Source organism: Pseudomonas sp. MH10, assembly GCF_034353045.1.
GTDB lineage: Bacteria > Pseudomonadota > Gammaproteobacteria > Pseudomonadales > Pseudomonadaceae > Aquipseudomonas.
In genome coordinates this window covers 3,365,147-3,390,538 of sequence record NZ_CP133783.1, presented here as the reverse complement: position 1 = coordinate 3,390,538, position 25,392 = coordinate 3,365,147, and the positions used below count along the sequence as shown (strand labels likewise).

Below are 25,392 nucleotides of genomic sequence, written 5' to 3'. Positions count from 1 at the left end.
GTAATGTATGAAGCAATATCTCGATCTAGTCGCCCATGTGATCCAAAACGGAACGCTGCAAGCCAACCGTACCGGGGTCAATACCATCAGTTTTCCCGGTGCCATGTTGCGTTATGACCTGAAAGAAGGCTTCCCGGCGATCACCACCCGGCGCATGGCCTTCAAGTCGGCCATCGGCGAAATGGTCGGTTTTCTGCGTGGTGTGAGTAACGCAGCCGAATTTCGAGAGCTGGGCTGTAAGGTCTGGGACCAAAACGCCAACGAAAACGCGCAGTGGCTAGACAATCCGTTCCGCAAAGGCGAAGACGATCTGGGCGAAATCTACGGCGTGCAATGGCGCAAGTGGCCTGCGTACAAGCGTATTGAATCTGGCAACGTCAAGGCCATCGAGCTTGCGATCAGCCATGGTTATCAACAGATTGCGCAGTCCGAAGAAGACGGTCAGGCCTACGTGGTGCTGTACAAGGCCATCGACCAGATTCGCCAATGCGTCGACACCATCATGAAAGACCCCGGCAGCCGGCGGATTCTGTTTCATGGCTGGAACTGCGCGCAATTGGATGAAATGGCCTTGCCGCCGTGTCATCTGCTTTACCAGTTTCACCCGAACCAAGAGACCCGCGAAATCTCTCTGACGCTGTACATCCGCTCTAATGATTTGGGCTTGGGAACGCCGTTCAACCTGACTGAAGGCGCAGCGTTGCTGTCGCTGATCGGCCGCCTGACCGGCTACACCCCGCGCTGGTTCACGTATTTCATCGGCGATGCCCATGTCTACGAAAACCACTTGGACATGCTCAATGAGCAGCTCAAGCGCGAGCCGTTCCCGGCGCCGCAACTGGTGATCTCCGAGCGCGTGCCAGCGTTCGCCCAGACTGGCGTGTATCAACCGGAATGGCTGGAACTGATCGAACCGACTGATTTCTCGCTGGAAGGGTATCAACACCACCCGGCCATGACGGCGCCGATGGCGGTTTGATGTACCGTTTGGGGTGAACGATTTCTGTAGAGCCAACTTGTTGGCGAGGCTTTTTTCAAGACAGACCGCCTCGCCAACAAGTTGGCTCCTATGAGGATTTGTATTAAGCGAACGGGCGATCAATGCCCATGACTTCTGCCCACATGAGAGTGTTCACTCTCCACCGCCACCACCCCGCCACTCACTTCCAGCTGCTGCAAAATCCCACAGTGTTTCAGCGTGCCGTCGGTGCAGCGTTGGCGCAGTTCCAGTAACTGCGCCTGCAACGCTTGCAGGCTGGCGACCCGGGCGTTGACGTGTTGGATGTGCTCGTCGATCAACGCATTAACGCTCTCGCATTGGTCTTGCGGGCTGTCGCGCAAATTCAACAGGCTGCGGATTTCTTCGAGGGTCATGTCCAGGCTGCGGCAATTGCGGATAAACGTCAGCCGCTCAACATGAGCCTGGGTGTAGACCCGATAATTACCGTCACTGCGCGCGGGGGGCGGCAGCAGGCTTTCTCGTTCGTAGTAGCGGATAGTTTCCACTTGGCAATCGGTCAGTTTTGCCAGTTCGCCAATCTTCATGAACGTTAATCTCAAATAGTTGCTTGACCCTATAGTGGCTACAGGGTGTTCACTTGGCAATAAGCGCCATCAAGGACACCTTTATGAATTCCCCTGAACACCGCCACGTCAAATTGCCCGTCGCCAATGATCACGGCCATGACCACGGCCATGCCTGCTGTTCGAGCGACAGCGCTCCAGCCATCGTCAAAATCAGCACATCGGTTACTTCGGCCAGCCGACTGAGCAGTTTTCGCATCGAGCAGATGGATTGTCCCACCGAGCAAACGCTGATCCAGAACAAGCTGGGCAAGCTTGCCGGTGTGCAGCAATTGGAATTCAACCTGATCAATCGGGTGCTGGCAGTGACCCACGATTTGCCCTCCGTCGATCCGATCATTGACGCCATCAAGTCTTTGGGCATGCACGCCGAACCGGTTGAGAGGGGCGCCGATGCCGCTGTACCTGCGCCGATCCCGTTAAAAAAATCCTGGTTGCCGCTGGCCGTGTCAGGCGTCGCCGCGTTGGCCTCTGAAGTGATTCACTTCACTCAGTTGGCGCCGACTTGGGTGGTTGCAGTAGTGGCGATCATCGCGATTTTAAGTGGTGGCCTGAGCACTTACAAAAAGGGCTGGATCGCCCTTAAGAACTTCAACCTGAACATCAATGCCCTGATGAGCATCGCGGTGACCGGTGCGGTGTTGATCGGGCAATGGCCAGAAGCGGCCATGGTGATGTTCTTGTTCACCGTAGCGGAATTGATTGAAGCTAAATCCTTGGACCGCGCGCGCAATGCCATCGGCGGTCTGATGCAGATGACCCCAGACATTGCCACCGTGCTGCAAGCCGCCGGAACGTGGGTTGAACAGGACGTGAAACACATCGAACTGGGCGCTCGGGTGCGGATCAAGCCGGGTGAGCGCATCGGCTTGGACGGCGATGTGGTCTCCGGCAATTCGACTATTGATCAGGCATCTATCACCGGAGAAAGCCTGCCCGTGGAAAAGGCCGTGGGCGATAAAGTCTTCGCGGGCACCCTCAATCAATCGGGTTCACTGGAATACACCGTGACGGCGGCGGCCAACAATTCGACCTTGGCGCGCATTATCCATGCGGTGGAAGCGGCCCAGGGTGCACGAGCGCCGACCCAGCGGTTTGTCGACAGCTTCTCCAAAATATACACGCCAGCGGTGTTTATCCTGGCCTTGGCCGTGGCAGTCATTGCGCCGCTGTTCATGGGCGCGGTCTGGTTCGATTGGATCTATCGGGCGCTGGTGCTGTTGGTGGTTGCGTGTCCTTGTGCGTTGGTGATTTCCACCCCGGTGACCATTGTCAGCGGTTTGGCGGCTGCTGCGCGTAAAGGGATTTTGGTCAAGGGCGGTGTGTATTTGGAAAGCGGGCATCGGCTCAACTATTTGGCGCTGGATAAAACCGGGACCATCACCCACGGCAAGCCAGTGCAGACCGACTTCTTGCTGCTTGAGGTGCTGGCGACCGATGCGGTCGCCATTGCCGCCAGCTTGGCCAGTCGCTCGGACCATCCGGTGTCTCAGGCCATCGCCAAGGCCGCCGCTGAGACGCATAGCGTGCGGCATGAGGTGCAGGCGTTCGAGGCATTGGGCGGGCGCGGCGTTAAGGGCGAAGTCGCGGGTCAGATGTATCACTTGGGCAACCACCGCCTCGTCGAAGAGCTGGGGCTGTGTTCACCTGAACTGGAAGAAAAGCTCGACGTGCTGGAAAGCCAAGGTAAAACCGTGGTTTTACTGTGTGATCAGTCCGGTCCGCTGGCACTGTTCGCAGTGGCCGATACGGTCAAGGACAGCAGCCGCGAGGCGATCCGCCAATTGCATGCACTGGGCGTCCAAACCGTGATGCTGACCGGCGACAATCCGCACACCGCCAAGGCGATTGCCGAGCAAGTGGGGATTGATCAGGCGCAGGGTAATTTATTGCCAGCCGACAAGTTGCAGGCCATTGAGCAATTGTACGCCCAGGGCCATCGGGTCGGGATGGTGGGCGACGGCATCAACGACGCCCCGGCGTTGGCGAGGTCTGAGATTGGTTTCGCCATGGCCGCTGCAGGCACCGACACTGCCATTGAGACCGCGGATGTGGCGTTGATGGACGATGATCTGCGCAAAATTCCGGCGTTTATCCGGCTGTCACGTCAGACGTCGGCGATTCTGAAGCAGAACATTGTGTTGGCGTTGGTGATCAAGGCGGTGTTCCTGGCTATCACCTTCGCGGGCATGGCGACCATGTGGATGGCGGTGTTTGCCGACATGGGTGTGAGTTTGTTGGTGGTGTTTAATGGGTTGCGGTTGCTTAGAAAGTGATCGCAGCTGGAAACGATTCCCGAATGAATTCGGTCCCACGGAATTTCGGCGATGCACAGATTTCTGTCGGCGTACCGAAGGCTGCGATCAGCCGAAATTTCTGTGGGAGTTGGCTTGCCAACGAAAGCATCAATGCCGGCGACTCAGGTTTCAGGGCGACCTCAGTGGCGCGATGACGGGCCTCTTCGCAGGCAAGCCTGCTCCCACAGAGCGAGTTGGTATTCATCTGGAATACCGCTTCTGCCCCCACTCAATCATAACGTGCAGCAGGTTTTTCAGAACCTTTTGCGTCGGTTCGGCCAAGTCCTGGCGGTAGTTGAACGGCTCGTATTCTTCCATGTACGTGCTTTGCGCCAGCTCAAGTTGCACGGCGTGGATGTTGTTGGCCGGGTCGCCGTAATGGCGGGTGATGTGGCCGCCTTTGAAACGCCCGTTAAGTACGTGGGTGTAATCGGTGGCTGCTGCGCAGGTGGCATCCAGCAAGGTGGCCAGCTCGGTGTCGCAGCTCAGACCATTGAAAGTGCCGAGGTTGAAGTCCGGCAAACGGCCTTCAAACAAATGCGGAATCGAGCCTCGAATCGAGTGCGCATCGAACAGCAGCGCATAACCAAACTCGTCGCGCAAGCGCGCCAATTCTTGCTGTAATGTCTGGTGATACGGCGTCCATATCTGCGCCAGATACGTTGCGCGCTCATTGGTGCTGGGCACCTGGCCTTCGCGAAACAGCGGCTCGCCATCGAACAGAATGGCAGGGTACAACCCCGTGGTCGCACCGACGTACAGCGGCTTGTCATCCGACGGTCGATTAAGGTCGATGACGAAGCGCGAATACTCGGCCGCCAAGGTGCTGGCACCCAGTTCTTCGGCGAAGTCATACAGCGTCGGGATGTGCCAATCGGTGTCCGGCAGGCTGTGCGCCGCGTCCACCAACCCGGTTTTTACCGCTGGGGTCAGATGCAACCCGGCGTGGGGCATGCTGATCAGCAACGGCAACCGGCCGCGTTTGAAATTCAGAACCTTATCCACAAATGCCTCCTGTTAAAAATACCTAACTATTCGGATCGATTTACAAGGGACTGCATTACCTACAACGACTCAATACCATGCCGCACGATCCGCTTGTCCAAATCACCACCGAGCCAGTAGGCCAGATCTGCGGGTCGTTCGATCTTCCATGCCACAAAGTCAGCAAACTTGCCCACTTCCAGCGAGCCATGGGTGTCGCCCAATCCCAGCGCTTTGGCGGCGTTGAGGGTCACGCCAGCCAAGGCTTCTTCCGGGGTCATGCGAAATAAGGTGCAGGCCATATTCAGCATCAACCGCAGGGACAACGCGGGGGAGGTACCGGGGTTCAAGTCGGTGGCGATGGCGATATCGACCCCGTGCTTTCGCAGCGCATCCATTGGAGGCAACTGGGTTTCGCGGAGGAAGTAATACGCGCCCGGCAGCAATACGGCAACGGTACCGGCTGCGCCCATGGCAATAGCGTCGGCCTCGGTCATGAACTCCAGATGGTCCGCCGACAGCGCTTGATAGCGTGCGGCCAGACTCGATCCGGCCAGCGCTGACAACTGCTCGGCGTGCAACTTCACTGGCAATCCTAATTCGCCCGCGCAGATGAACACTTGCTCGACCTGTGCCGGTGAGAACGCCAGGTGTTCGCAGAACGCATCCACTGCGTCCACCAAGCCTTCCGCTGCCAATGCCGGGAGCATCACGCTGCAGATGTGGTGAATGTAGTCGTCGGCGCGATCTTTATATTCTGGCGGCAATGCATGAGCGGCCAGGCACGTACTGCGCACCGTGACCGGCAGCACGGTGCCCAAACGCCGAATGACCCGCAGGATTTTGCGTTCGCTGGCGAGATCCAGCCCGTAGCCGGACTTGATTTCCACGGTGGTCACGCCATCGTCCAGCAAACGCTTGAGGCGTTGTTCAGCGCTGGCGAACAGCTGGTCTTCGCTGGCCGCCCGGGTGGCGCGCACGGTGCTGGCGATGCCGCCGCCTACCGCCGCAATGTCCGCATAGCTCACGCCGTTCAATCGCTGCTCGAACTCACCGCTGCGATTGCCGCCAAACACGGTGTGGGTATGGCAGTCGATCAAGCCGGGGGTCACCCAGGCGCCGTCCAGATCGACGACGCTGGTGAAGTCTCCGGTTGGCGCATCAGCCTGTGGCCCAATCCACTCGATGAGTTCGCCCGAGGTCACAATGGCGGCGTCTTCGATAATTGAGTAGTTGCCCTGCGCCATCGTCGCAACGTGGCAATGCTTCCAGAGCGTTTTCATCTAGGGTCTCCGCAGTCAACTGTAGGAGCCAACGTGTTGGCGAGGCGGCGTATCAGGCATACCGCGTCAAACCTTCGCCAACACGTTGGCTCTTACAGGGAGTGGTTTATAAGCTTGGCAATACTTTTGCCGGGATTAACGTGTTCAAGCAATTGGACGCCAACAACTGCATGGCGGCTTCGATGTCTGGCGCAAAGAAGCGGTCTTTGTCGTAAAACGGTACTTTGCTGCGCAACGCGGTGCGTGCTTGTTCCAGTTTTGGCGAGCTTTTCAAGCCTTCGCGGAAGTCTAGGCCCTGGCATGCAGCCAACCATTCCACGGCGAGAATGCCGCGTACGTTTTCGGCCATTTCCCACAGGCGTTTGCCCGCAGCCGGTGCCATGGAAACGTGGTCTTCCTGGTTGGCCGAGGTCGGAATGCTGTCAACGCTATGTGGATGCGCCAATGCTTTGTTCTCGCTGGCCAAGGCGGCTGCGGTCACTTGGGCAATCATGAAACCGGAATTCACGCCGCCATTGGCTACCAGGAACGGCGGCAATTGCGACATGTGCTTGTCCATCATCAACGAAATACGCCGCTCGCTAAGGGCACCGATTTCAGCGAAGGCCAACGCCAGGTTGTCGGCGGCCATCGCCACCGGTTCGGCGTGGAAGTTACCGCCCGAGATCACTTCACCTTCAGCGGCAAATACCAACGGGTTGTCCGATACGGCGTTGGCTTCCACACCCAGAACTTCAGCGGCCTGACGCAGTTGAGTCAGGCAGGCGCCCATGACTTGCGGTTGGCAGCGCAGCGAGTACGGGTCTTGAACCTTGTCGCAATCTCGGTGGGAATCAGAAATCGGGCTGCTGTCGCCCAGCAGGTCGCGGTAGCACGCAGCGGCGTCGATTTGGCCGTGTTGGCCCCGGGCGGCGTGAATCCGCGCGTCGAATGGTGCACGCGAACCCAACACCGCTTCCACGGTTAACGCACCACAGGCCATCGCCGCAGCGAACAGGTCTTCGCCTTCGAACAAACCACGTAGGGCGAACGCGGTGGACACTTGGGTGCCGTTGAGCAATGCCAGGCCTTCTTTTGCGGCCAGTGTCAGCGGCTTCAAACCCGCCACGGCCAAGGCTTCGGTCGCTTCTAGCCATTCGCCTTTGTAGCGGGCTTTGCCTTCACCAAGCAGCACCAGTGACATGTGCGCCAAAGGTGCAAGATCGCCCGACGCGCCCACCGAACCTTTGAGCGGAATATGCGGATAGACCTCTGCATTGATCAGCGCGATCAAGGCGTTGATGACCTGACGACGAATACCGGAGAAACCACGGCTGAGGCTGTTGACCTTGAGTACCATGACCAGGCGCACCAGCTCATCGCTGATCGGCTGACCGATCCCGGCGGCGTGGGACAACACCAGCGAGCGCTGGAGGTTTTCCAGGTCTTCGCTGGCAATGCGCGTCGAAGCCAGCAGGCCGAAACCGGTGTTGATACCGTAGGCGGTGCGGTCTTCGGCAAGAATTTGTTCAACGCAAGCCACGCTGTTTTCGATCTGCTGTGATGCGCTTTCATGCAGATGAAGGGCAACCGGGTGGTGATAAATTTCACGCAGTTGCGCCAGGGTCAGGGTGCCGGGAATCAGGTTCAGCTCAGTCACTTCGTTACTCCATCAAATGGTGGCCACCCGCCGCTGGACGAACCGATTAACGTATTCGTCGGCGGGTGAATATAGAATTTCTTTGGGCGTACCCACTTGGATCAACTGACCGTCTTTAAGGATGGCAATGCGGTTGCCGATGCGCAGCGCTTCGTCGAGATCGTGGGTGATGAATACGATGGTTTTGTGCAGGCTGGCTTGCAGCGCCAGCAGTTGGTCTTGCATCTCGGCGCGAATCAGCGGATCGAGGGCGCTAAACGCTTCGTCCATCAAAATGATGTCGGTGTCAGCCGCCAGTGCGCGGGCAAGTCCTACGCGCTGCCGCATGCCGCCCGACAGCTGATGAGGGTATTTGTCTTCGTAGCCTTTGAGGTCCACGGCGCCGATCCAGTGCATCGCGCGCTCGGCACAGAACGCCTTGGACTCGCCGCGGACTTTCAAACCATACGCCACGTTGTCGAGCACGGTTTTGTGCGGCAGCAGGCCGAAGCTCTGGAACACCATACTGATTTTGTGCCGCCGGAATTGACGCAAGGCCTCCATGTCGTAACTGAGGATGTCTTCACCGTCCACCAGAATCTGCCCGCTGGTGGGATCGATCAAACGGTTGATATGGCGCACCAAGGTTGATTTGCCAGAGCCGGACAACCCCATGATCACGAAGATTTCGCCGCTTTCAATAGACAGCGACAAGTCATTGACCCCAACCACGCAGCCGGTTTTCGCCAACACTTGATCCTTGGACTTGTGGTCTTGAATCATCCGCAGCGCCTCTGCCGAGCGATTGCCGAAGATTTTAAAGACGTTTCTAACGACGATCTTGCTCATCGCATCGCTCATTGTTTCGCCTCATGCCGTGGCCGACCGTAGGCCTGGGTGATGCGGTCGATGACCACCGCCAGAATTACGATTGCCAGACCGGCTTCCAGTCCTTTGCCGACGTTGAGGGTTTGAATCCCGACCAGCACGTCTTCACCCAGCCCGCGTGCACCAATCATTGAGGCGATGACCACCATCGACAGGGCCATCATCGTGGTCTGGTTGATCCCGGCCATGATGCTCGGCAGCGCCAGCGGTAGTTGCACGCCGAACAACTGTTGCCAGCGATTGGCGCCAAAGGCATTGATCGCTTCCATGACTTCACCATCGACCTGGCGAATTCCTAGATCTGTCAGACGAATCAGAGGCGGCGCGGCGTAAATCACCGTGGCAAAAATTGCGGGCACTTTGCCTAGACCAAACAGCATCAGCACCGGGATCAAGTACACGAAGCTGGGCATGGTCTGCATGATGTCCAGCAACGGCATCATCACCGAACGCAGGCGGTTGTTGCGCGCCGACAGGATGCCCAGCGGAATGCCAATCGCCACTGAAATAATCGTCGCCACCAGCATCAGGGCAAGGGTTTGCATCAGTTTGTCCCACAGGCCTACGGCGCCCACCAAAAACAACAGACCGACAATTACCACGGTGGTCAACAGCTTGCGTGTCGCGTGCCAAGCAATGCCGCCGACAATCGCCAACATCAGCCACCACGGCGCCACGCGCAGGAGGGCTTCGAGGTTGACGATGGCCCACAGCAGGGTGTCCGAGATCTGACGAAACACGTCGCCATAGTTGGTCACCAGCGTGTCGACCCATCGATTGACCCAGTCGGCGATGGAGAAAGTGAAGCTTTCGGGGAACATAGAAGGCTCTCGATCAATTAGGAGTAGCAAAACGGCGGTCAGGCCGATCAGCTTAGGCGATTCGCGACGTACGTTGGTCATCCATGCTTGATTCGTCTTAGACGAAAACATGCACAGTCCCATCGTTTCAGCGCGCTGAATCGCTTCGGCGTTCACTATTGTTCCCATTAACGAGTGCATTTTATGGCCGTCAGTTCATTGCTGTCCGGGCCGGCGAATGTGTTGCCAGTGATTGCGGGGCATCGGTGTCCACTGGAAGAATCAGTCGGTCGGGAATTGCGCTGTGCCATTTCTTCGCAATCAGGTAATACACGGCGGCAGGTACGACCAAACCGATGACCCACGAAATATCGGTATCACCCAGGCGCTCTACCAAGGGACCGGTGTAGAACTGTGTGGCAATGAACGGCATTTGAATCAATACACCGAACACGTACACGCCGATGCCAACCCAGTTCCAGCGGCCATAACGGCCATCGGGATCGGACAACGCTGGGATGTCGTAGCGCTCTTTAGTGACGCAGTAGAAATCCACCAGGTTGATCGCGCTCCACGGCGTGAAGAACGCCAGCAGAAACAGGATGAACGCCGAGAAATCCTTGAGGAACGAGTCTTTGCCCGCCAAGGCCAGCAGCGTGGCGACGCCGACCATGCCGAAAATATAGGCCAGACGCAGACCGCTGGAGATGTGCCGGTTGCCCCGGAAGCCGCTGACGATGGTGGCAATCGACATGAAGCTGCCGTACGCGTTGAGGGTGGTGATCGTGACCTTGCCAAACGCGACGCTGAAATACAGCAGGGCCGCGACTACGCCGGTGCCACCGAGGCTGACGATGAACGAGACCTCATGGTGGGCGAAGGTCTTGCCGGCTAACGCCGCCGCGAACACACCGAACACCATGGACGCCTGCGCGCTGATTATCGATCCCAGGCCAACGGCCCAGAAGGTTTTCACTGCCGAAGTGCTGCGCGGTAAATAGCGCGAATAGTCCGCCACGTAAGGGCCGAACGCGATCTGCCAAGAGGCTGACAACGAAATCGCCAACAGGAAACTGGCGAGGGAAAAGTGCTTGTTACCCAACAGCGCACCGATGTCATTTCCCGCCAGCAACGCGCCGAAGAGGTAAACAAAGGCGACGATGCCAATTACGCTCGCCACCCGGCCGATCACATGGATCACCCGATAGCCAAAGATGGTCGCCACCACGATCAGCGCGGCGAAAATAACAATGCCTTGCCAGTCGGGGACGTGAATCAGTTGCGCCACCGCCTGCCCGGCAAGCACTGAGCCGCTGGCGGAAAAGCCGATGTACATCAAGCACACCAACACCAACGGGATCACCGCGCCGTACACGCCAAATTGCACGCGGCTGGAGATCATTTGCGGCAGGCCCAGCTTTGGACCTTGAGCCGCGTGCAACGCCATCACGCCGCCGCCCAGTAATTGCCCGATCAGCAAACCCACCAACGACCAGAACACATCCCCGCCCAGCACCACGGCCAAGGCCCCGGTGACGATGGCGGTGATTTGCAGGTTGGCGCCCAGCCACAAGGTGAACTGACTGAACAGGCGCCCGTGTCTTTCGGCGTCCGGGATGTAATCGATCGAACGCCTTTCGATCAGGGATTGGTTGGCAACGCGATCATCTGGAACAGCCATGCGACCACCTCTATGGGGGAATGCGGTAGGGACATCAGGGCACAGCGTGAAAACCTGTGGGACCGAATTCATTGGGGAAGCGGCATGTCTGACACACCGCGTTTATCCATTCCCGAATGAATTCGGTCCCACAATGGCGGGGTTAGCGATTCAGCATCGGCAGGTTCAAACCCTGCTCGTTGGCGCAATCAATCGCGATTTGATAACCCGCGTCGGCGTGGCGCATGACGCCGGTCGCCGGGTCGTTGTGCAGCACGCGGGCGATACGTTCTGCCGCTTCGTCGGAACCGTCGCACACAATCACCATGCCCGAATGTTGCGAGAAGCCCATGCCGACGCCGCCGCCGTGGTGCAGGGACACCCAGGTCGCGCCGCTGGCGGTGTTGAGCAGGGCGTTGAGCAACGGCCAGTCCGACACAGCATCGGAGCCATCCTGCATCGACTCCGTTTCGCGGTTCGGGCTGGCCACTGAACCGGAGTCCAGGTGGTCACGACCGATCACGACGGGTGCCGACAACTCGCCGCTGCGGACCATTTCGTTGAAAGCGAGGCCGAGCTTGGCGCGCTGACCCAAGCCCACCCAGCAAATACGCGCTGGCAAACCCTGGAACGCGATGCGCTCACGGGCCATGTCCAACCAGTTATGCAAATGGGCGTCGTCCGGGATCAGTTCTTTGACCTTGGCGTCGGTTTTGTAGATATCTTCCGGGTCGCCAGACAAGGCCGCCCAACGGAAAGGACCTACGCCACGGCAGAACAGTGGACGAATGTAAGCCGGTACAAATCCTGGGAAGTCGAACGCGTTTGCCACGCCTTCGTCTTTTGCCATCTGACGGATATTGTTGCCGTAATCGAAGGTCGGCACGCCGGCTTTCTGGAAGTCCAACATCGCTTGAACATGAACCGCCATCGACTGCTTGGCGGCTTTAACCACGTTCGCAGGCTCGGTCACCGAGCGCGCGCGGTATTCGTCCCAAGTCCAGCCAGCGGGCAAGTAGCCGTTGAGCGGGTCATGGGCGCTGGTCTGGTCGGTGACCATGTCCGGGCGTACGCCACGGCGAACCATTTCCGGGAGGATTTCGGCAGCGTTACCGCACAGCGCGATAGAGATGGCTTTGCCTTGCGCGGTGTACTTGGCGATACGGGCCAGTGCGTCGTCGAGATCGATAGCTTGTTCGTCGACGTAACGGGTTTTGAGGCGAAAGTCGATACGGCTCTGTTGGCACTCGATGTTCAGCGAGCACGCACCGGCCATACCAGCGGCCAGCGGCTGAGCACCGCCCATGCCGCCTAGGCCAGCGGTCAGTACCCACTTGCCTTCCAGGCTGCCGTTGTAGTGTTGGCGACCGGCTTCAACGAAGGTTTCGTAAGTACCTTGGACGATGCCTTGGCTGCCGATGTAGATCCAGCTGCCCGCAGTCATCTGGCCATACATGGCCAGGCCCCTGGCATCCAGCTCGTTGAAATGTTCCCAAGTGGCCCAGTGCGGCACTAGGTTCGAGTTGGCAATTAGCACCCGCGGCGCGTTGCTGTGGGTCTTGAACACGCCCACCGGTTTGCCGGATTGAATCAGCAGGGTCTCGTCGTCATTCAGGTTGGTCAGGCTTTCGACGATCTTGTCGTAGCATTCCCAGTTACGCGCGGCACGGCCGATGCCGCCGTAAACCACAAGTTCTTTCGGGTTCTCTGCCACTTCCGGGTCGAGGTTGTTCATCAACATCCGCAGCGGCGCTTCGGTCATCCAGCTCTTGGCGGTCAGCTTGGTCCCACGTGCGGCGCGAACTTCAACGTCACGATGGCGGGTCCAGGTTTCAGGGGTCCAGTGGTTATTGTCAGTCACGAAAAAACTCCTCAGCGAAGTGGTCAAGCCGGCCTGTGTCGCGTTTCTCGAAACAGACGAAGCGGGTTTAGCCAATAAAATTCATCGTTCGGATGCAGGGGCCAGCGGGGTGGTTACCGTCACGGCTAAACGCACACATCTTTACTTGTACATACAAGCATATGCAATCGTAAGACCAACTTCATTTAGCCGTCCAGAAGAAAGTTTTTCAGAAAGACAAAAGGCCCGAGCTAGAAGGGTTGTGGCGGGATTAAAAGAGATGGGCGGTGGTTGGGCGCGGTCGCCGGTTGGCGAATAAGCGAGCGACTTTGCGCCGTGCTGGGGCGTTCGGTAACAACGTGCGAGGGGTTGGTGCGCGCCTAGATGCGTTTTTGGTGAGTGCTGGCTATACCGCCTTTAAAACCCAACGCCACTCTTCACATCCGCCAACTCCGGGTGCGCCACCAGCTTGTCGATGTGCAGTTCGCTGTTGTTCAGCCAGGTTTCGCTGAGTACGCGGTAGTGCTCCATGTCCCGGCAGCGCATGCGCAGGCTGTAGTCAAACGGGCCGCTGATGAGTTGGCAGCCGAAGACTTGGGGGCAGGCTTTGATGCAGGCTTCGAAAGCTTTTTGTGCGGCGCGCCCGCTTTGGTTTGAGAGCGCAACCATCACCAGCAGCGACAGGCCGGGTGACACGACTTTGAGGTCGATGATTGCGCCGTAGCCTCGGATAACGCCGCGTCGTTCGAGCTTGCGTACCCGTTCCAGGCAGGGCCGAGGCGTGAGGTGAACCAGTGTCGAGAGTTTTTCGTAGGTGATGCGACCGTCATGGCGCAGCGCCTCGAGAATAGCTTCGTCGATGCGATCCAACGGGGAGTGGCTTAGCGGTTCGTTGTCCTGGGTGGCCATCGGTGTTCCGTTCAATCGGGCTAGTGTTCTGCGGACTTATCAAATCGCAGTCAGTTCAACCACACAGCATGTTCCGCTGACCGACAATTCCAACAGGCCGGGGTTACCGTCTAGTTGCAGGCAGTCATGCTTGCCAAGACCGTGGGTGGCGGTGCCGGTGGTGACACTCAAGCCCTCTATTACGCTGAAGACCAGCACTGTGCCAGCGGAACTGAAAAAACGCTGACGTCCGTCGATCCATTGAAGGCGGGCATTGTATCGGTTAGGGGCGTAAATCAGATTGAAGTCACGTATGTGCCCGCCGAGCAACGTACAACTGACTTGGCTCTCACCGCTAAATGCCAACGGATCCAAGGTCAGCAGCGCACGTGTGGATTGGCCGTCGACCTGCAATGTCATGCCATCGCCCTGTAGCACGGTGATGATTCGCTGATAACCGGGGAAGCTGGAAAAACCGCCTGATTCGGCGATATCGGCTATCGACAGGCGCCAGCCAAAACCGTCCAGGCCGTTGCCCGCATCGCGGGTGATTTCTTCGGTGCTGCCGCCACCGTTTTTCCATGGCATGCGCGGGTAGTTGGCGGCGCGTAGAACGGTCAGTTGACTCATTTGCTGAAACGTCCTTCCAGCCGATGCCGGGAGCCGGGGTGGATCAGGCGGGCGGCCGTCACTGGCTGGCGGCCAGACCAAGTGCGGCGACGAATCAGCAGGCACGGTTCACCGCGTTCGATTTGCAGCAGCTCGCACTCCAGTTCTTCAGCCAAAATGGCTTCGACCACATGCTCACCCTCGGTCAGCGGTGCGACTTGCGACAGATAAGCGTAGGGTGTTTGTTTGGTGAAATCCTGCATCAGGTAGTGCGGCGCTACCTGAGCGTTGACGAAGCGGTCTTCGATTTGCACCGGGATGTCATTTTCGAAATGCACGATCAGCGAATGAAATACGCGCTGACCTTCACGCATGTCCAAGGCCAGGGCCCGTTCGGAGCCTGCGGCTTCTTCGTTCAGGATGATGACTTTGCAAGTATGAACATGGCCGCGCGAGGCAATTTCATCGGCGATGTTGTGCACTTCAAAAAGCGCTGACTGGCTTTTGGGCTCGGCGACAAACGTACCGACGCCTTGCATACGCACCAACAGGCCTTCGGCGGTCAGTTCACGCAGGGCTCGGTTGATGGTCATGCGACTGAAGCCCAGTTGGGTCACCAGTTCACTTTCCGACGGCACGCGATGATGCGGCGCCCAGGTTCCGTTTTGGATTTGCTGGGCGATCATCTGCTTCACGCGCGCGTATAAAGGCGCCGGACTGTCACCCATCTGGGCAGCCAGTGGAGAGAGGGCAGGCGGAGTCGGCACAGTGAAATCCTTGTTCGATAGGTGATGATTCGGGAATTGGGTCTAAGGCGCAGAAGCGCTCAAGCTAACCATTAACCCGACCGACGACAAGCTTGCCGCAGTTTACCGAGCAGACAAACGTCTGTATATGTATATACAAATTACACGATGGGGTGCAGGTCCATGTCCGTCTTCTTTGCCGAGCGCGCATTATTGCCCACCGGTTGGGCCAACAATGTTCGTCTCGATGTCAGCGCCGACGGGGTGCTAACCCGCGTCCAAGTCGATACCGATGCCCAGGGTGCCGAGATCCTCAACGGTGCGCTGGTGCCAGGAATGCCCAACCTGCATTCCCACGCGTTCCAGCGTGCGATGGCCGGTTTGGCCGAAGTGGCGGGCAACCCCAATGACAGTTTCTGGACGTGGCGAGAGTTGATGTACCGCTTGGTGGGGCAGATCAATCCAGAGCAGCTTGGGGTCATCGCTCGACAGTTGTACATCGAGATGCTCAAAGGCGGTTTCACCTCAGTCGCTGAATTTCATTACGTACACCAGGACACCACCGGCAAGCCTTACGCAAACCCTGCTGAACTGGCCCTGCACATCAGCCAGGCCGCGAGTTCGGCCGGTATCGGCCTGACGTTGCTGCCGGTGCTGTACAGCCACTCTGGTTTTGGCGGTCAGGCGCCAAATGAAGGTCAGCGCAGATTTATCCACACCACTGACAGTTACCTCGACTTACACGCGCGTCTACGGCCGATGCTTGCCCAGCAGCCCGCTCAATCATTGGGTCTGTGCTTTCACTCGTTGCGCGCGGTAACGCCGCGTCAAATCAGCGATGTACTGGCCGCAAGCGACCCACACTGCCCGGTGCATATTCATATCGCCGAGCAGCAGAAGGAAGTGGATGACTGCCTGAGCTGGAGCGGTCGGCGTCCGCTGCAATGGTTGTACGAAAACGCCTCGGTTGATCAGCGCTGGTGCCTGGTTCATGCCACCCACGCTAACCCGGAAGAAGTGGCGCTGATGGCTGATAGCGGCGCGATTGCCGGCTTGTGCCTGACCACTGAAGCCAACTTGGGGGACGGTATTTTTCCGGCGGTGGACTACATCGCCCAGGGCGGCCGTTGGGGGATTGGCTCGGACAGTCATGTGTCATTGAGCGTGGTCGAAGAGCTGCGCTGGCTGGAATATGGTCAGCGTTTGCGTGATCAACGACGTAATCGTTTGTACCGCAGTGATCAACCGATGGTTGGACGCACGTTGTTCGATGCGGCACTCAGCGGTGGCGCGCAAGCAATGGGGCAGGCGATTGGTTCGCTGAACGTCGGGCAGCGTGCAGATTGGCTGGTGCTGGACGGTAACGATCCCTACCTGTCGACGGCCGCCGGTGATGCGATTCTTAACCGCTGGTTGTTTGCGGGCAGTGACCGGCAGATTCGCGACGTCATGGTCAACGGGCGTTGGGTGATCCGCAACGGTCGGCATGCTGATGAAGAGCACAGTAATCGTGCGTTTGCTCAGGTGCTGCGGGAATTGTTGGGTTAGCTTGCGCCGAGCCCAAACCTCTGTAATTGCGAATTCCCTGTGGGACCGAATTATTCGGGAAGGCGACAACTCGGTTCATCAATTAAACCGCGTCCGCCGCTTCCCGAATGAATTCGGTCCACAGAGTGAGGTCTAGAGCCGGTCCGGTTTGATGATCATCGAATCATCCACCCGCCAGATCAGCTTGGTTGTGTCGTAACCCTGTTGCCTTGCTCTGGCCAACAAATCTTCTTTTGTCGCGTCGGACACTTTCGATGTCCGCGACAAGATCCACAGGTATTTGCGATCCGGGTTCCCCACTAACGCAGTCTTGTAGCCGTCGTCGAGGTACAGCACCCAATAATCGCCCTTGGCCAAACCCGGGAACAGCCGCGAGAACCCGTTATCGAAGACGACCCACAGCTTGTCGGTTTTGCCCGCTACCTGCGGCGATGCCGTGCCTGTCGCTTGCTCCCACGTGCCGTCGAGTTTCCGGCAACGATTGGTTACGCCGATATTGCCATCCTCTTTGAGCACGTAAAGCGCCTGCGATTGAGCGCAATTACGCTGAAAGAACATCGGTAACCGTGCCAGCTCGTACCACGTCCCTTGATACCGCTTGAGGTCCACATGATCGACCGTCTTCGGCTCGACCAGCTCGCTCGAAGAATGTGCGCAACCCGCCAGAAACAGACTCGCCATCAACCCAACCCATAAACGCATCACGCTCTCCCTAACGGCTTATTTCAAGCCTTGGCCCGAATAGATCAGCACTTTATCGCCGCCGTACTGGACGCTGATAAAACTCACTTTGTCGCCCCACGTGCAACTGGACATACCCAGCGCACCCGAACATTCGGTCGGGCTACCCAATAAATTCTCGACTTGCGCCTTATCCATGCCTGCCGACAACTTCGAATAATTTTCCTGAGTGACCTTGCTGCAAGCGGCCAACAACACACAAAACGACAACAACGCGACGGTGCGCAAAGACATGAACAGTAGCTCCAACAGATTAGGGGGTGTCGCCACGCAGAAAACGCGGGCTGACAGCACAAGGTTAGAAGAGAAATAAGGAAACTGGTTCCCGGCCGGTAAAAGAGGATGCGTCTTCGCGTGGTCCTGTTCGCGCGCAATGGCCGGGCGGCCTGTAATGGGTATGTGAGTTGTAGGCTTCTTCTCCGGTATTTGTAAGGGTTTACAGCGGCATTTGTAGGACGTCTCTCCATTTTTTTGGCGATATTTTACTTCGGTTTTTTGGCTGGTAGGGTGGCGAAATTCCTGTCCGGAGGCAGCGCCATGACCCAGTGTTTCAAAGACCACATATGCGACAAGCAGCTGTTGAACCACCCCACCAAACCGATCGAAGAGTGCGAGACGCACAGGATCGAGTTGTACGGGGTCATGCAGGACGTCGTTGACGTGCCGTTTTTGACTTGCTCGGGAATCTGGCGAGTCTTCCAGCGCGAAGCCGAAGAAATCGTCGCCCCCGGCGGTGTCCTGATCGCCGACCCCATCGAACGCAACCGCGTGATCAACGCCGCCTATGCCCGGTTGTGGCTGCACGACAACCGCTTTCAGTGGGCCGGGCTGGCAGCCTTTGCCTCCAAGCAAGTCGGTTGCGGGTTGTTGCATGCGGCCGATATGACTGACGTTATTCAGGCTGAGCGCGACGCCAGGCAGCGCTTGATCGACTCCAATGCGGCATCGAATCCCGGTTTCCTCGGGGCTCATATCTTCAACGATACGGATCAGCAGGCGCTGGAGGATTACCGAGCCGCCCGCAGCAATAATCCCGTTCCTCTAAGCGACCTTGCTTTGGGCGCGGAACCCTCATCCTTGATGCAGCAACAGTTCCAGCACGTCTACGAAATGATGGCGCTGGGCAACACCACGTTGTTCCTCGATATCTTCCCATTGCATGCGTTTTACAAAAAGCGTGGGATTGAAGAGTTAAGGACCTGTCTTAAAGAACGCGAGGGTATTTATGGCCATCCGAAGTTTCCGGTGTGGTGGCCGGTGGACAAGGAAAAGCTCAAGTTTGGTCTTAACCATGAAGAAATCCTGCTGGCTTTCGAGGCGATAGAAAGAGGGGATATTGCTGAGAGCGTTAGGAAGTTGGCGGTACATGAGCAACGTAATATTCTGCAACCGACCATCTACCAAGACCAACAACTTAAACTGCTACTTCGCGGTAACCATGTCTCCTATGTCACCGGTTTTCCATCGGGTGTGGCTCAAGCGATTGAGCTGACCCTGACGAGCCAATGCCAGCCAGTTGTGGATGGACGCACCCTCGAATTCAGCAGCAACCCGTTTGCAGACTTATCAATTTACGAGCAGCGCATAGCCTTCGTATTGCAAGCCGCGGAACGTTTCGATGAGATGCTGGGCGACGAAAATCGTGCATTGCTGGAGCAGTCAATAAAAGATATCGCCGAAGGGGCGGGTGTCCGATGAAGCGGCGATATTGGTTCTGCTTGGCACTGCTAGCGGTATGGGGCGCCGATGTCGCGCGGTCGTTGTACGAACGGGAGATCGCCCTGGTGATAGGTGGAACCTACGAAGACATGCGAAAGCGTTCGTCAGCCCGCTTTACTTCACCTTATCCCGGCGGGGGGATATGGCCGGCCGTACCACATTCCGACGCGCAATTACGATTCACCGACCCGCAATATGGATTTATCACTCCAAAAAGCGCTGAATTTTTAGTTGTATTCAAGGACGACATTGTTCAGAGCCTAACTATACATCCGTATATCGAACCCTTGCTGCTCGATGATGCATTGAAGGTTGTCTTGGATCTTCAGGATCAATGGCGTCGAGGTGGTTGGATGGGTAATAAGCAGCCGCAATTTCCCCCCTTTGCCGATACACCGCAATGGCGTGCTCAGTTGCGCGACAAGGGAGGCACGACTGATTGGTATGCGGGCGACAAGTATCAGGCCATGCTCATAATGCATCGCGTTAAGGACCGCAAACACCCGGAAGAAGAGCGCTATAAAATTATCTTGAGCGTTTCCAAACCTTGGACGCCTTACCCATGACTCGGCGTCCTTGGGCGTTACTTATCGTTGTGGCGCTATTGGCCGCCTATATGTTGCGGTCGTGGTACGAACGGGAGATCGCCCTCGAAATAGGTGGAACCTATGACGAGATGGTTAAGGGTTCGTCAGCGCGCTTTAGTTCACGTTTTCCAGGTGAGGGAACATGGCCCGGCCGGCCAAAGTCCGACGCGCAGTTACGATTCATCGACCCGCAGTATGGATTTGTCACTCCAAAGAGCTCTGATTTTTACGTTATATTCAAGGGCGACGTTATTGAAAGCCTGACTATATATCCGCACATCGAACCCTTGTTGCTCGATGATGCATTGAAGGTTGTCTTGGAACTTCAGGATCAATGGCGTCGGGGGGGGTGGATGGATAAAAAACAAAAAAGATTTCCACCCTTCGCTGACACACCGCAATGGCGTGCCAAGTTGCGCGACGGCCCCAACGGTGGAACAACCTATTGGTATGCCGGTGATAAATATCAAGCCCTGTTAAGCGTGAATCGCTTTAAGGACCGCAAACACCCCGAAGAAGAGCGCTACAGAATTTTCCTGAATGTTGGTAAGCCTTGGACGCCTTACCCGTAAGTTGGCGTCGTTGCGTCTGTCTAATCGGTTTCGATGTAATCATTTCGTAAAAGTTATACCTAAACTCACGCTGTTTAAAACACCTATAACAAACCAAGGAGTAACCCCCATGTCCATGCCAACCTACTTAACCATTATCGGCGAAAAACAAAAATTGATTACTGGAGGCTGTTCGTCGTTAGAATCAATTGGCAATAACTACCAGCTCGGGCGAGAAGATCAAATTCTTGTGGAGTCATTTGATCAACATTTTGGTCGACCCCAAGGGGCGCAATCCGGCCATCGGATTCATGGGCCTTTCACCATTACCAAGATGCTCGACAAGTCGACCCCGTTACTGTTCGAAGCGTGGCGCACGGGTGAAACACTTAGCCTATGCACATTGGATTGGTATCGAGTTTCACCCGGCGGCTTTCAAGAACACTATTTCACCATGGTATACAAAGACGCCCTCATTACCGATATTCATATTTCAATGCCGCGTTGGCGCGATCCTGCAGTGGCTCATATCACTCCCTTGGAAACTGTTACGTTTACGTATCGGACCATCGCCTCGACTCATGAAACCTGTGGAACGATGGGTTCCGACTACTGGGATGAGGGGACTTCGGCATGAAGTTGGTGCATCGTCGCACACTCCAAATGGATGAGAAAAAATACGTCCATCCTCCCGCTGAAGCATTGGTGATAGTCAAAAGACTGTTAGCGGGGCATCGGGAAATCGAAGGTCTGGCCGAATTACGGCGCGCGTCGATGGTCTATCACGATCGTTATGTCTGGGAACAAGTCGAGCGCGGCGAGTGGGTGCTGACCAAGCCTGAGGCGCGCACGTTTGACTGGGGGGATTTCGAGCCGCACGCTCGCCATCGAAGAATGCTGGCAGCCTTAGAGAATCCCCCACCGCAGCCCAAGCCGCTTGTGCTGATATTTCGCGCCATCGATAGCGAAACGGCAGAATGGATTACTAACCGAAAATATATCGGCAGGCTTGATGGTGCAGAGGATTCGCGAAAGATTGACAGCGAGGGAGTTGGTTATATACCGCTGCCCTCGAAGAGGGCCAAAGTTTCCATGTCCCTGGTCGGTAGTTAGCACATCAGAATTTGGACTCACGCTCAGCAAAACAAAACCGCGAAACGCTGATGCGCTTCGCGGTTCTGATTTTTGTTACCAAACCACAGCTCGCCCTTGGCTTTCACAACTTCAAATGGCGATTCGGCTGAACCGAACCACCCTTCAAGCAGCGGCCTCGGTTTATTCCTTGTGGTAAGCCGTGGCGCGCTCGACTTCTTCTTTCGAACCGAGGAACACCGCCACCCGCTGGTGCAGGCCTTCTGGCTGAATGTCGAGGATGCGCTGGTGGCCGTCGGTGGACATGCCGCCGGCTTGCTCCACGATGAACGACATCGGGTTAGCTTCGTACATCAAGCGCAATTTGCCAGGTTTCGAAGCATCACGGCTGTCGCGTGGGTACATGAACATGCCGCCACGGGTCAGGATGCGGTGTACGTCGGCAACCATGGCGGCGATCCAGCGCATGTTGTAGTCCTTTTTCAGAGGACCTTCTGCGCCTGCCAGCAATTCTTCCACGTAGCGTTTAACCGGCGCTTCCCAGTGACGCTGGTTGGACATGTTGATGGCGAATTCCTGAGTGGACTCAGGAATCTGCATGTCTTCGTGGGTCAACACGAAGCTCCCCAATTCGCGGTCCAGGGTGAAGCCTTTAACGCCGTCGCCCAGTGTCAGAACCAGCATGGTTTGCGGGCCGTAGATCGCGTAACCGGCCGCGACCTGCTTGGTGCCCGGTTGCAGGAACGCTTGTTCGCTCAGGGTATCGTTCTGGCTCAGGTGGGCGTCTGGGCAACGCAGTACCGAGAAGATGGTGCCGACCGAGACGTTAACGTCGATGTTCGACGAGCCGTCCAGTGGGTCGAATACCAGCAGGTACGCGCCTTTCGGGTATTTGCCTGGGATCTGGTAGGCGTTGTCCATTTCTTCGGACGCCATGCCGGCCAAGTGACCACCCCACTCGTTGGCTTCGAGCAGGATTTCGTTGGAGATTACGTCGAGCTTTTTCTGCACTTCGCCCTGTACGTTTTCAGTGCCCATGCTGCCGAGCACCCCACCCAATGCGCCTTTGGAGACGGCATGGCTGATTTCCTTGCAGGCGCGCGCCACCACTTCGATAAGGAAGCGCAGATCGGCAGGAGTGTTGTTGCTGCGGGTCTGCTCAATCAAATAACGACTCAGGGTAACGCGGGACATGGAGAGCTCCGTAGGTGGGGGATAAAAAGCCCGCGCAGTTTAACGCGAGTGGGCACGTAATACTCCAGTCAGACCGGGATCTGACTCAGAGAGTTCATGTATGGGTTTGAGAGTAGCCTCAAAACGGAGATCAACAGGTGCGCCCGGTCAAGATTTTGCAGGCGGCGAAGGGATTCGTTTTAGATTATTAGATGCGGGCAAGCGCGCTCCTACAAAATAGATAGAAGCGCGTGCAGGTTATTCCTCCAATGCCCTCCAAATATCATTGGAATACTCACGGATAGTCCGGTCCGACGAGAACCAACCCATGCGTGCAGTGTTGAGCACGGCGGAGCTCCACCAGCTTTTCGGGTCATGCCACATCGCTTCGACCTTTGCTTGCGCCTGCCAGTAAGACTCGAAGTCCGCGCAGACCAGGAAGCGGTCATACGCCAACAACTGATCGATCAGGCCGACGTAGCGGTTCGGATCATCGGGTGAGAACACCCCGCCCCGAATCGCTTGCAACACATCATAGAGTCTTGGTGACGCGGCAACGTCCGCCCCGGCGCTGTAGTCGCCGATGCGTTTTCGCGCTTCGACTTGCTGGGAGGTCAGGCCGAAAATGAACATGTGCTCAAGGCCGATCTGTTCGCTCATCTCAACGTTGGCGCCATCCAGCGTGCCGATGGTCAGCGCGCCATTGAGGCCAAACTTCATGTTGCTGGTGCCCGAGGCTTCCAAGCCTGCCGTTGAAATCTGCTCCGACAGGTCGGCGGCGGGAATAATGCTTTCCGCCAAACTGACGTTGTAGTTAGGCATGAACACGACTTTGAGCATGCCGCGCAACGTTGGGTCGTTGTTCACCGTGCGGGCAATATCATTGGTCAACTTGATGATCAGTTTAGCCGTATGGTAACTGGCTGCCGCCTTGCCGGCGAAGATCTTGACCCGTGGCACCCAGTTTGTCCCTGGCTCTGCCCGCATCGCCTGATACAGCGCGACGGTGTGAAACAGGTTGAGCAGTTGCCGTTTGTATTCGTGAATACGTTTGACCTGAACGTCGAACATCGCTTCGGGGTTAACCACAATCCCCAAGCGCTCGTTAATGATATTCGCCAATGCCTTTTTGCTCTTCAGGCGCTGCTCCATGAACTGTTTGCGGAACGATGCCTTCTCGGCAAACGGCTCCAGCTCAATCAAGCGTGTTTCGGCGTTATCGAGTACATCCGCGCCCAGCGCCTCAACCAGCATCCCCGTGAGCAGCGGGTTGGCCTGATGCAACCAGCGGCGGAAGGTAATGCCGTTGGTTTTGTTGTTGATTCGGTCCGGGTACAACTTGTGCAATTCAGCGAACACGGTTTTGCGCATCAACTGCGTGTGCAGCGCCGAAACACCGTTGATGCTGTGTGAGCCGATGAATGCCAGGTTACCCATCCGAACCCGGCGGCCGTTGTCTTCTTCGATCAACGACACCGCGCGCAGCACGTCGAAATCGTGAATGCCCTTGGCGCGCAGTTGATCGATGTGCAGGGCGTTGATCAGGTAAATGATCTGCATGTGCCGAGGCAGCATCCGCTCCATCAAGCCGACCGACCAGGTTTCCAGCGCCTCGGGAAGCAAGGTGTGGTTGGTGTAGGCCAGGGTTTCAACCGTGATTTTCCAGGCGGCGTCCCATGGGATGCCGTGTGTGTCGATCAGCAAGCGCATCAATTCCGCGACGGCAATCGAAGGGTGCGTATCGTTCATCTGAATCGCGGCGTGATCGGCCAGGCTGTACAGCGTTTCATGCATGTTCAGGTGACGGCGCAGCAAATCCTGGAGCGACGCTGAAACGAAGAAATATTCTTGGCGCAGGCGTAACTCTTGGCCGGCTTCGGTGCTGTCATTGGGGTAAAGCACGCGAGAAATGCTTTCGGCACGGACCACTTCCGCCACGGCGCCAAAGTGGTCGCCGGCGTTGAACCGCTCAAGGTGCAGGTCTTCTACTGCCCGTGCGCGCCACAAACGCAACGTATTGACGCTAGACCCACGCCAGCCAACGACGGGGGTGTCATACGCAACGGCCCGGACGGTTTCACCCGGACGCCAGACTTGCCGTTGTTCACCGGCTTCGTTAGCCACGGTTTCGACGCTACCGCTGAAGCCGATGGGGTAGATCACCTCTGCGCGTTCGAATTCCCAAGGGTTGCCAAAGTCCAGCCAGTTCTCGGTTTGTTCCTGCTGCCAGCCGTCGACGATGGCCTGACGGAACAGCCCGTGCTCATAGCGAATTCCGTAACCGTGGGCGGCAACGCCCAGGGTAGACATGCTTTCCATGAAGCAGGCGGCCAAGCGACCGAGGCCGCCGTTACCCAGTGCGGCGTCGGGTTCCAGCAAGCGAATGCGTTCCAGGTCCACGCCCAGCTCGGCGATGGCCTCGCGGGCGATTTCCAGCAACCCAAGGTTGCTCAAGCTGTCGTAGAGCAAGCGGCCGATCAAGAATTCCAGAGAAAGGTAATAGACCCGTTTCTGCCCTTTGCGGTAAATCTGCCGCGTATGGTCCATCCAGTGCTCGACCATATGGTCGCGAGCGGCCAGGGCGACGGCTTCGAACCAGTCATGTTCAAACGCATGATCGGGGTCTTTGCCCACCGCATAAGTGAGTTTTTCGAGTACAGCGGCGCGGAAGGCAGCCACCTCGGTGTCACGAACAAGCGGTTCCTCTGACATCTATACGACCTCTAACGAGCAGACGAATTAGGAGTGGTGATGTTTTACTCTAGTCCCTTCGACAGGGGTACG

The 25,392-nt window shown here is 57.1% G+C and carries 23 protein-coding genes; 8 read left to right on the top strand and 15 right to left on the bottom strand.

Annotated features, from left to right (window positions below; translation table 11 throughout):
* The first annotated feature begins 7 nt into the window (after window positions 1-7).
* On the top strand, window positions 8-979 hold the full coding sequence (locus RHM59_RS14980) for a thymidylate synthase (protein ID WP_322224566.1): 972 nt from the start codon (window positions 8-10) through the stop codon (window positions 977-979).
* Window positions 980-1,098: 119 nt separating this feature from the next.
* On the opposite strand, the gene cadR is transcribed toward RHM59_RS14980, so the two are convergent.
* On the bottom strand, window positions 1,099-1,545 hold the full coding sequence (cadR, locus tag RHM59_RS14975; protein ID WP_322167186.1) for a Cd(II)/Pb(II)-responsive transcriptional regulator: 447 nt from the start codon (window positions 1,543-1,545) through the stop codon (window positions 1,099-1,101).
* Between the two features lie 83 nt (window positions 1,546-1,628).
* On the opposite strand from cadR, the gene RHM59_RS14970 reads away from it, so the two are divergent.
* The gene (locus RHM59_RS14970) at window positions 1,629-3,860 is read left to right on the top strand and encodes a heavy metal translocating P-type ATPase (protein WP_322224564.1); all 2,232 of its coding nucleotides are present in this window, start codon (window positions 1,629-1,631) and stop codon (window positions 3,858-3,860) included.
* Between the two features lie 222 nt (window positions 3,861-4,082).
* Here RHM59_RS14970 and hutG read toward each other — a convergent pair whose 3' ends face one another.
* The 10 genes from hutG to hutC all read right to left on the bottom strand — a co-directional run bounded on the left by hutG (window position 4,083) and on the right by hutC (window position 15,179).
* Window positions 4,083-4,886: an N-formylglutamate deformylase gene (gene hutG, locus RHM59_RS14965; protein WP_322224562.1), complete on the bottom strand. Its 804-nt coding sequence runs from the start codon at window positions 4,884-4,886 to the stop codon at window positions 4,083-4,085.
* 59 nt (window positions 4,887-4,945) lie between these two features.
* On the bottom strand, window positions 4,946-6,148 hold the full coding sequence (gene hutI / locus RHM59_RS14960; protein ID WP_322224560.1) for an imidazolonepropionase: 1,203 nt from the start codon (window positions 6,146-6,148) through the stop codon (window positions 4,946-4,948).
* A 106-nt stretch (window positions 6,149-6,254) separates the two neighbouring features.
* On the bottom strand, window positions 6,255-7,787 hold the full coding sequence (gene hutH, locus RHM59_RS14955) for a histidine ammonia-lyase (protein WP_322224558.1): 1,533 nt from the start codon (window positions 7,785-7,787) through the stop codon (window positions 6,255-6,257).
* 12 nt (window positions 7,788-7,799) lie between these two features.
* Window positions 7,800-8,627, bottom strand: coding sequence for a glycine betaine/L-proline ABC transporter ATP-binding protein (locus tag RHM59_RS14950; protein WP_322167191.1), 828 nt, complete (start codon window positions 8,625-8,627; stop codon window positions 7,800-7,802).
* Window positions 8,624-9,475, bottom strand: coding sequence for a proline/glycine betaine ABC transporter permease (locus RHM59_RS14945; protein WP_322286709.1), 852 nt, complete (start codon window positions 9,473-9,475; stop codon window positions 8,624-8,626). The genes RHM59_RS14950 and RHM59_RS14945 overlap by 4 nt, the downstream gene beginning before the upstream one ends.
* Before the next feature lie 190 nt (window positions 9,476-9,665).
* Window positions 9,666-11,135 (bottom strand): cytosine permease, encoded by a 1,470-nt coding sequence (locus RHM59_RS14940; protein WP_322224556.1) that lies wholly within the window; start codon window positions 11,133-11,135, stop codon window positions 9,666-9,668.
* 142 nt (window positions 11,136-11,277) lie between these two features.
* The gene (gene hutU / locus RHM59_RS14935) at window positions 11,278-12,975 is read right to left on the bottom strand and encodes a urocanate hydratase (protein WP_322224553.1); all 1,698 of its coding nucleotides are present in this window, start codon (window positions 12,973-12,975) and stop codon (window positions 11,278-11,280) included.
* A gap of 396 nt (window positions 12,976-13,371) precedes the next feature.
* Entirely contained in the window at window positions 13,372-13,863 is a 492-nt protein-coding gene (locus RHM59_RS14930; RefSeq protein ID WP_322167194.1) for an Lrp/AsnC family transcriptional regulator, read from the bottom strand.
* A gap of 39 nt (window positions 13,864-13,902) precedes the next feature.
* Complete coding sequence (locus tag RHM59_RS14925; RefSeq protein ID WP_322184305.1) at window positions 13,903-14,472, bottom strand: HutD family protein; 570 nt, start codon at window positions 14,470-14,472, stop codon at window positions 13,903-13,905.
* Window positions 14,469-15,179: a histidine utilization repressor gene (gene hutC / locus RHM59_RS14920; RefSeq protein WP_322170660.1), complete on the bottom strand. Its 711-nt coding sequence runs from the start codon at window positions 15,177-15,179 to the stop codon at window positions 14,469-14,471. Before hutC ends, RHM59_RS14925 begins: the two co-directional genes overlap by 4 nt.
* 201 nt (window positions 15,180-15,380) lie before the next feature.
* Between hutC and RHM59_RS14915 the strand changes: the two genes are divergently transcribed.
* Window positions 15,381-16,745 carry a formimidoylglutamate deiminase gene (locus RHM59_RS14915; protein ID WP_322224551.1) on the top strand — a complete coding sequence of 455 codons (1,365 nt, stop codon included), beginning with the start codon at window positions 15,381-15,383 and terminating at the stop codon, window positions 16,743-16,745.
* 132 nt (window positions 16,746-16,877) lie between these two features.
* Here the strand turns inward: RHM59_RS14915 and RHM59_RS14910 are convergent, their stop codons facing one another.
* Together RHM59_RS14910 and bamE are read right to left on the bottom strand one after the other, a co-directional pair.
* On the bottom strand, window positions 16,878-17,447 hold the full coding sequence (locus tag RHM59_RS14910; RefSeq protein WP_322224549.1) for a lipocalin family protein: 570 nt from the start codon (window positions 17,445-17,447) through the stop codon (window positions 16,878-16,880).
* Window positions 17,448-17,465: 18 nt separating this feature from the next.
* Complete coding sequence (gene bamE, locus RHM59_RS14905; protein ID WP_322167198.1) at window positions 17,466-17,720, bottom strand: outer membrane protein assembly factor BamE domain-containing protein; 255 nt, start codon at window positions 17,718-17,720, stop codon at window positions 17,466-17,468.
* 303 nt (window positions 17,721-18,023) lie between these two features.
* Here bamE and RHM59_RS14900 point away from each other — a divergent pair, with 303 nt between their 5' ends.
* The 5 genes from RHM59_RS14900 (at window position 18,024) to RHM59_RS14880 (ending at window position 21,456) form a co-directional block, all read left to right on the top strand.
* Window positions 18,024-19,184 (top strand): DUF2515 family protein, encoded by a 1,161-nt coding sequence (locus RHM59_RS14900; protein WP_322224547.1) that lies wholly within the window; start codon window positions 18,024-18,026, stop codon window positions 19,182-19,184.
* Window positions 19,181-19,771 (top strand): hypothetical protein, encoded by a 591-nt coding sequence (locus RHM59_RS14895; RefSeq protein WP_322167200.1) that lies wholly within the window; start codon window positions 19,181-19,183, stop codon window positions 19,769-19,771. Before RHM59_RS14900 ends, RHM59_RS14895 begins: the two co-directional genes overlap by 4 nt.
* Window positions 19,768-20,364 carry a hypothetical protein gene (locus tag RHM59_RS14890; protein WP_322224545.1) on the top strand — a complete coding sequence of 199 codons (597 nt, stop codon included), beginning with the start codon at window positions 19,768-19,770 and terminating at the stop codon, window positions 20,362-20,364. Before RHM59_RS14895 ends, RHM59_RS14890 begins: the two co-directional genes overlap by 4 nt.
* Before the next feature lie 109 nt (window positions 20,365-20,473).
* Window positions 20,474-20,980 carry an Hcp family type VI secretion system effector gene (locus RHM59_RS14885; RefSeq protein ID WP_322224543.1) on the top strand — a complete coding sequence of 169 codons (507 nt, stop codon included), beginning with the start codon at window positions 20,474-20,476 and terminating at the stop codon, window positions 20,978-20,980.
* A complete protein-coding gene (locus tag RHM59_RS14880) occupies window positions 20,977-21,456 on the top strand; it encodes a hypothetical protein (RefSeq protein WP_322224541.1) in 480 nt (159 codons plus the stop codon). Before RHM59_RS14885 ends, RHM59_RS14880 begins: the two co-directional genes overlap by 4 nt.
* A 162-nt stretch (window positions 21,457-21,618) precedes the next feature.
* Here the strand turns inward: RHM59_RS14880 and RHM59_RS14875 are convergent, their stop codons facing one another.
* Together RHM59_RS14875 and RHM59_RS14870 are read right to left on the bottom strand one after the other, a co-directional pair.
* On the bottom strand, window positions 21,619-22,629 hold the full coding sequence (locus RHM59_RS14875; protein ID WP_322167206.1) for a class 1 fructose-bisphosphatase: 1,011 nt from the start codon (window positions 22,627-22,629) through the stop codon (window positions 21,619-21,621).
* 237 nt (window positions 22,630-22,866) lie between these two features.
* Window positions 22,867-25,320: a glycogen/starch/alpha-glucan phosphorylase gene (locus tag RHM59_RS14870; protein ID WP_322167207.1), complete on the bottom strand. Its 2,454-nt coding sequence runs from the start codon at window positions 25,318-25,320 to the stop codon at window positions 22,867-22,869.
* Window positions 25,321-25,392 lie beyond the last annotated feature (72 nt).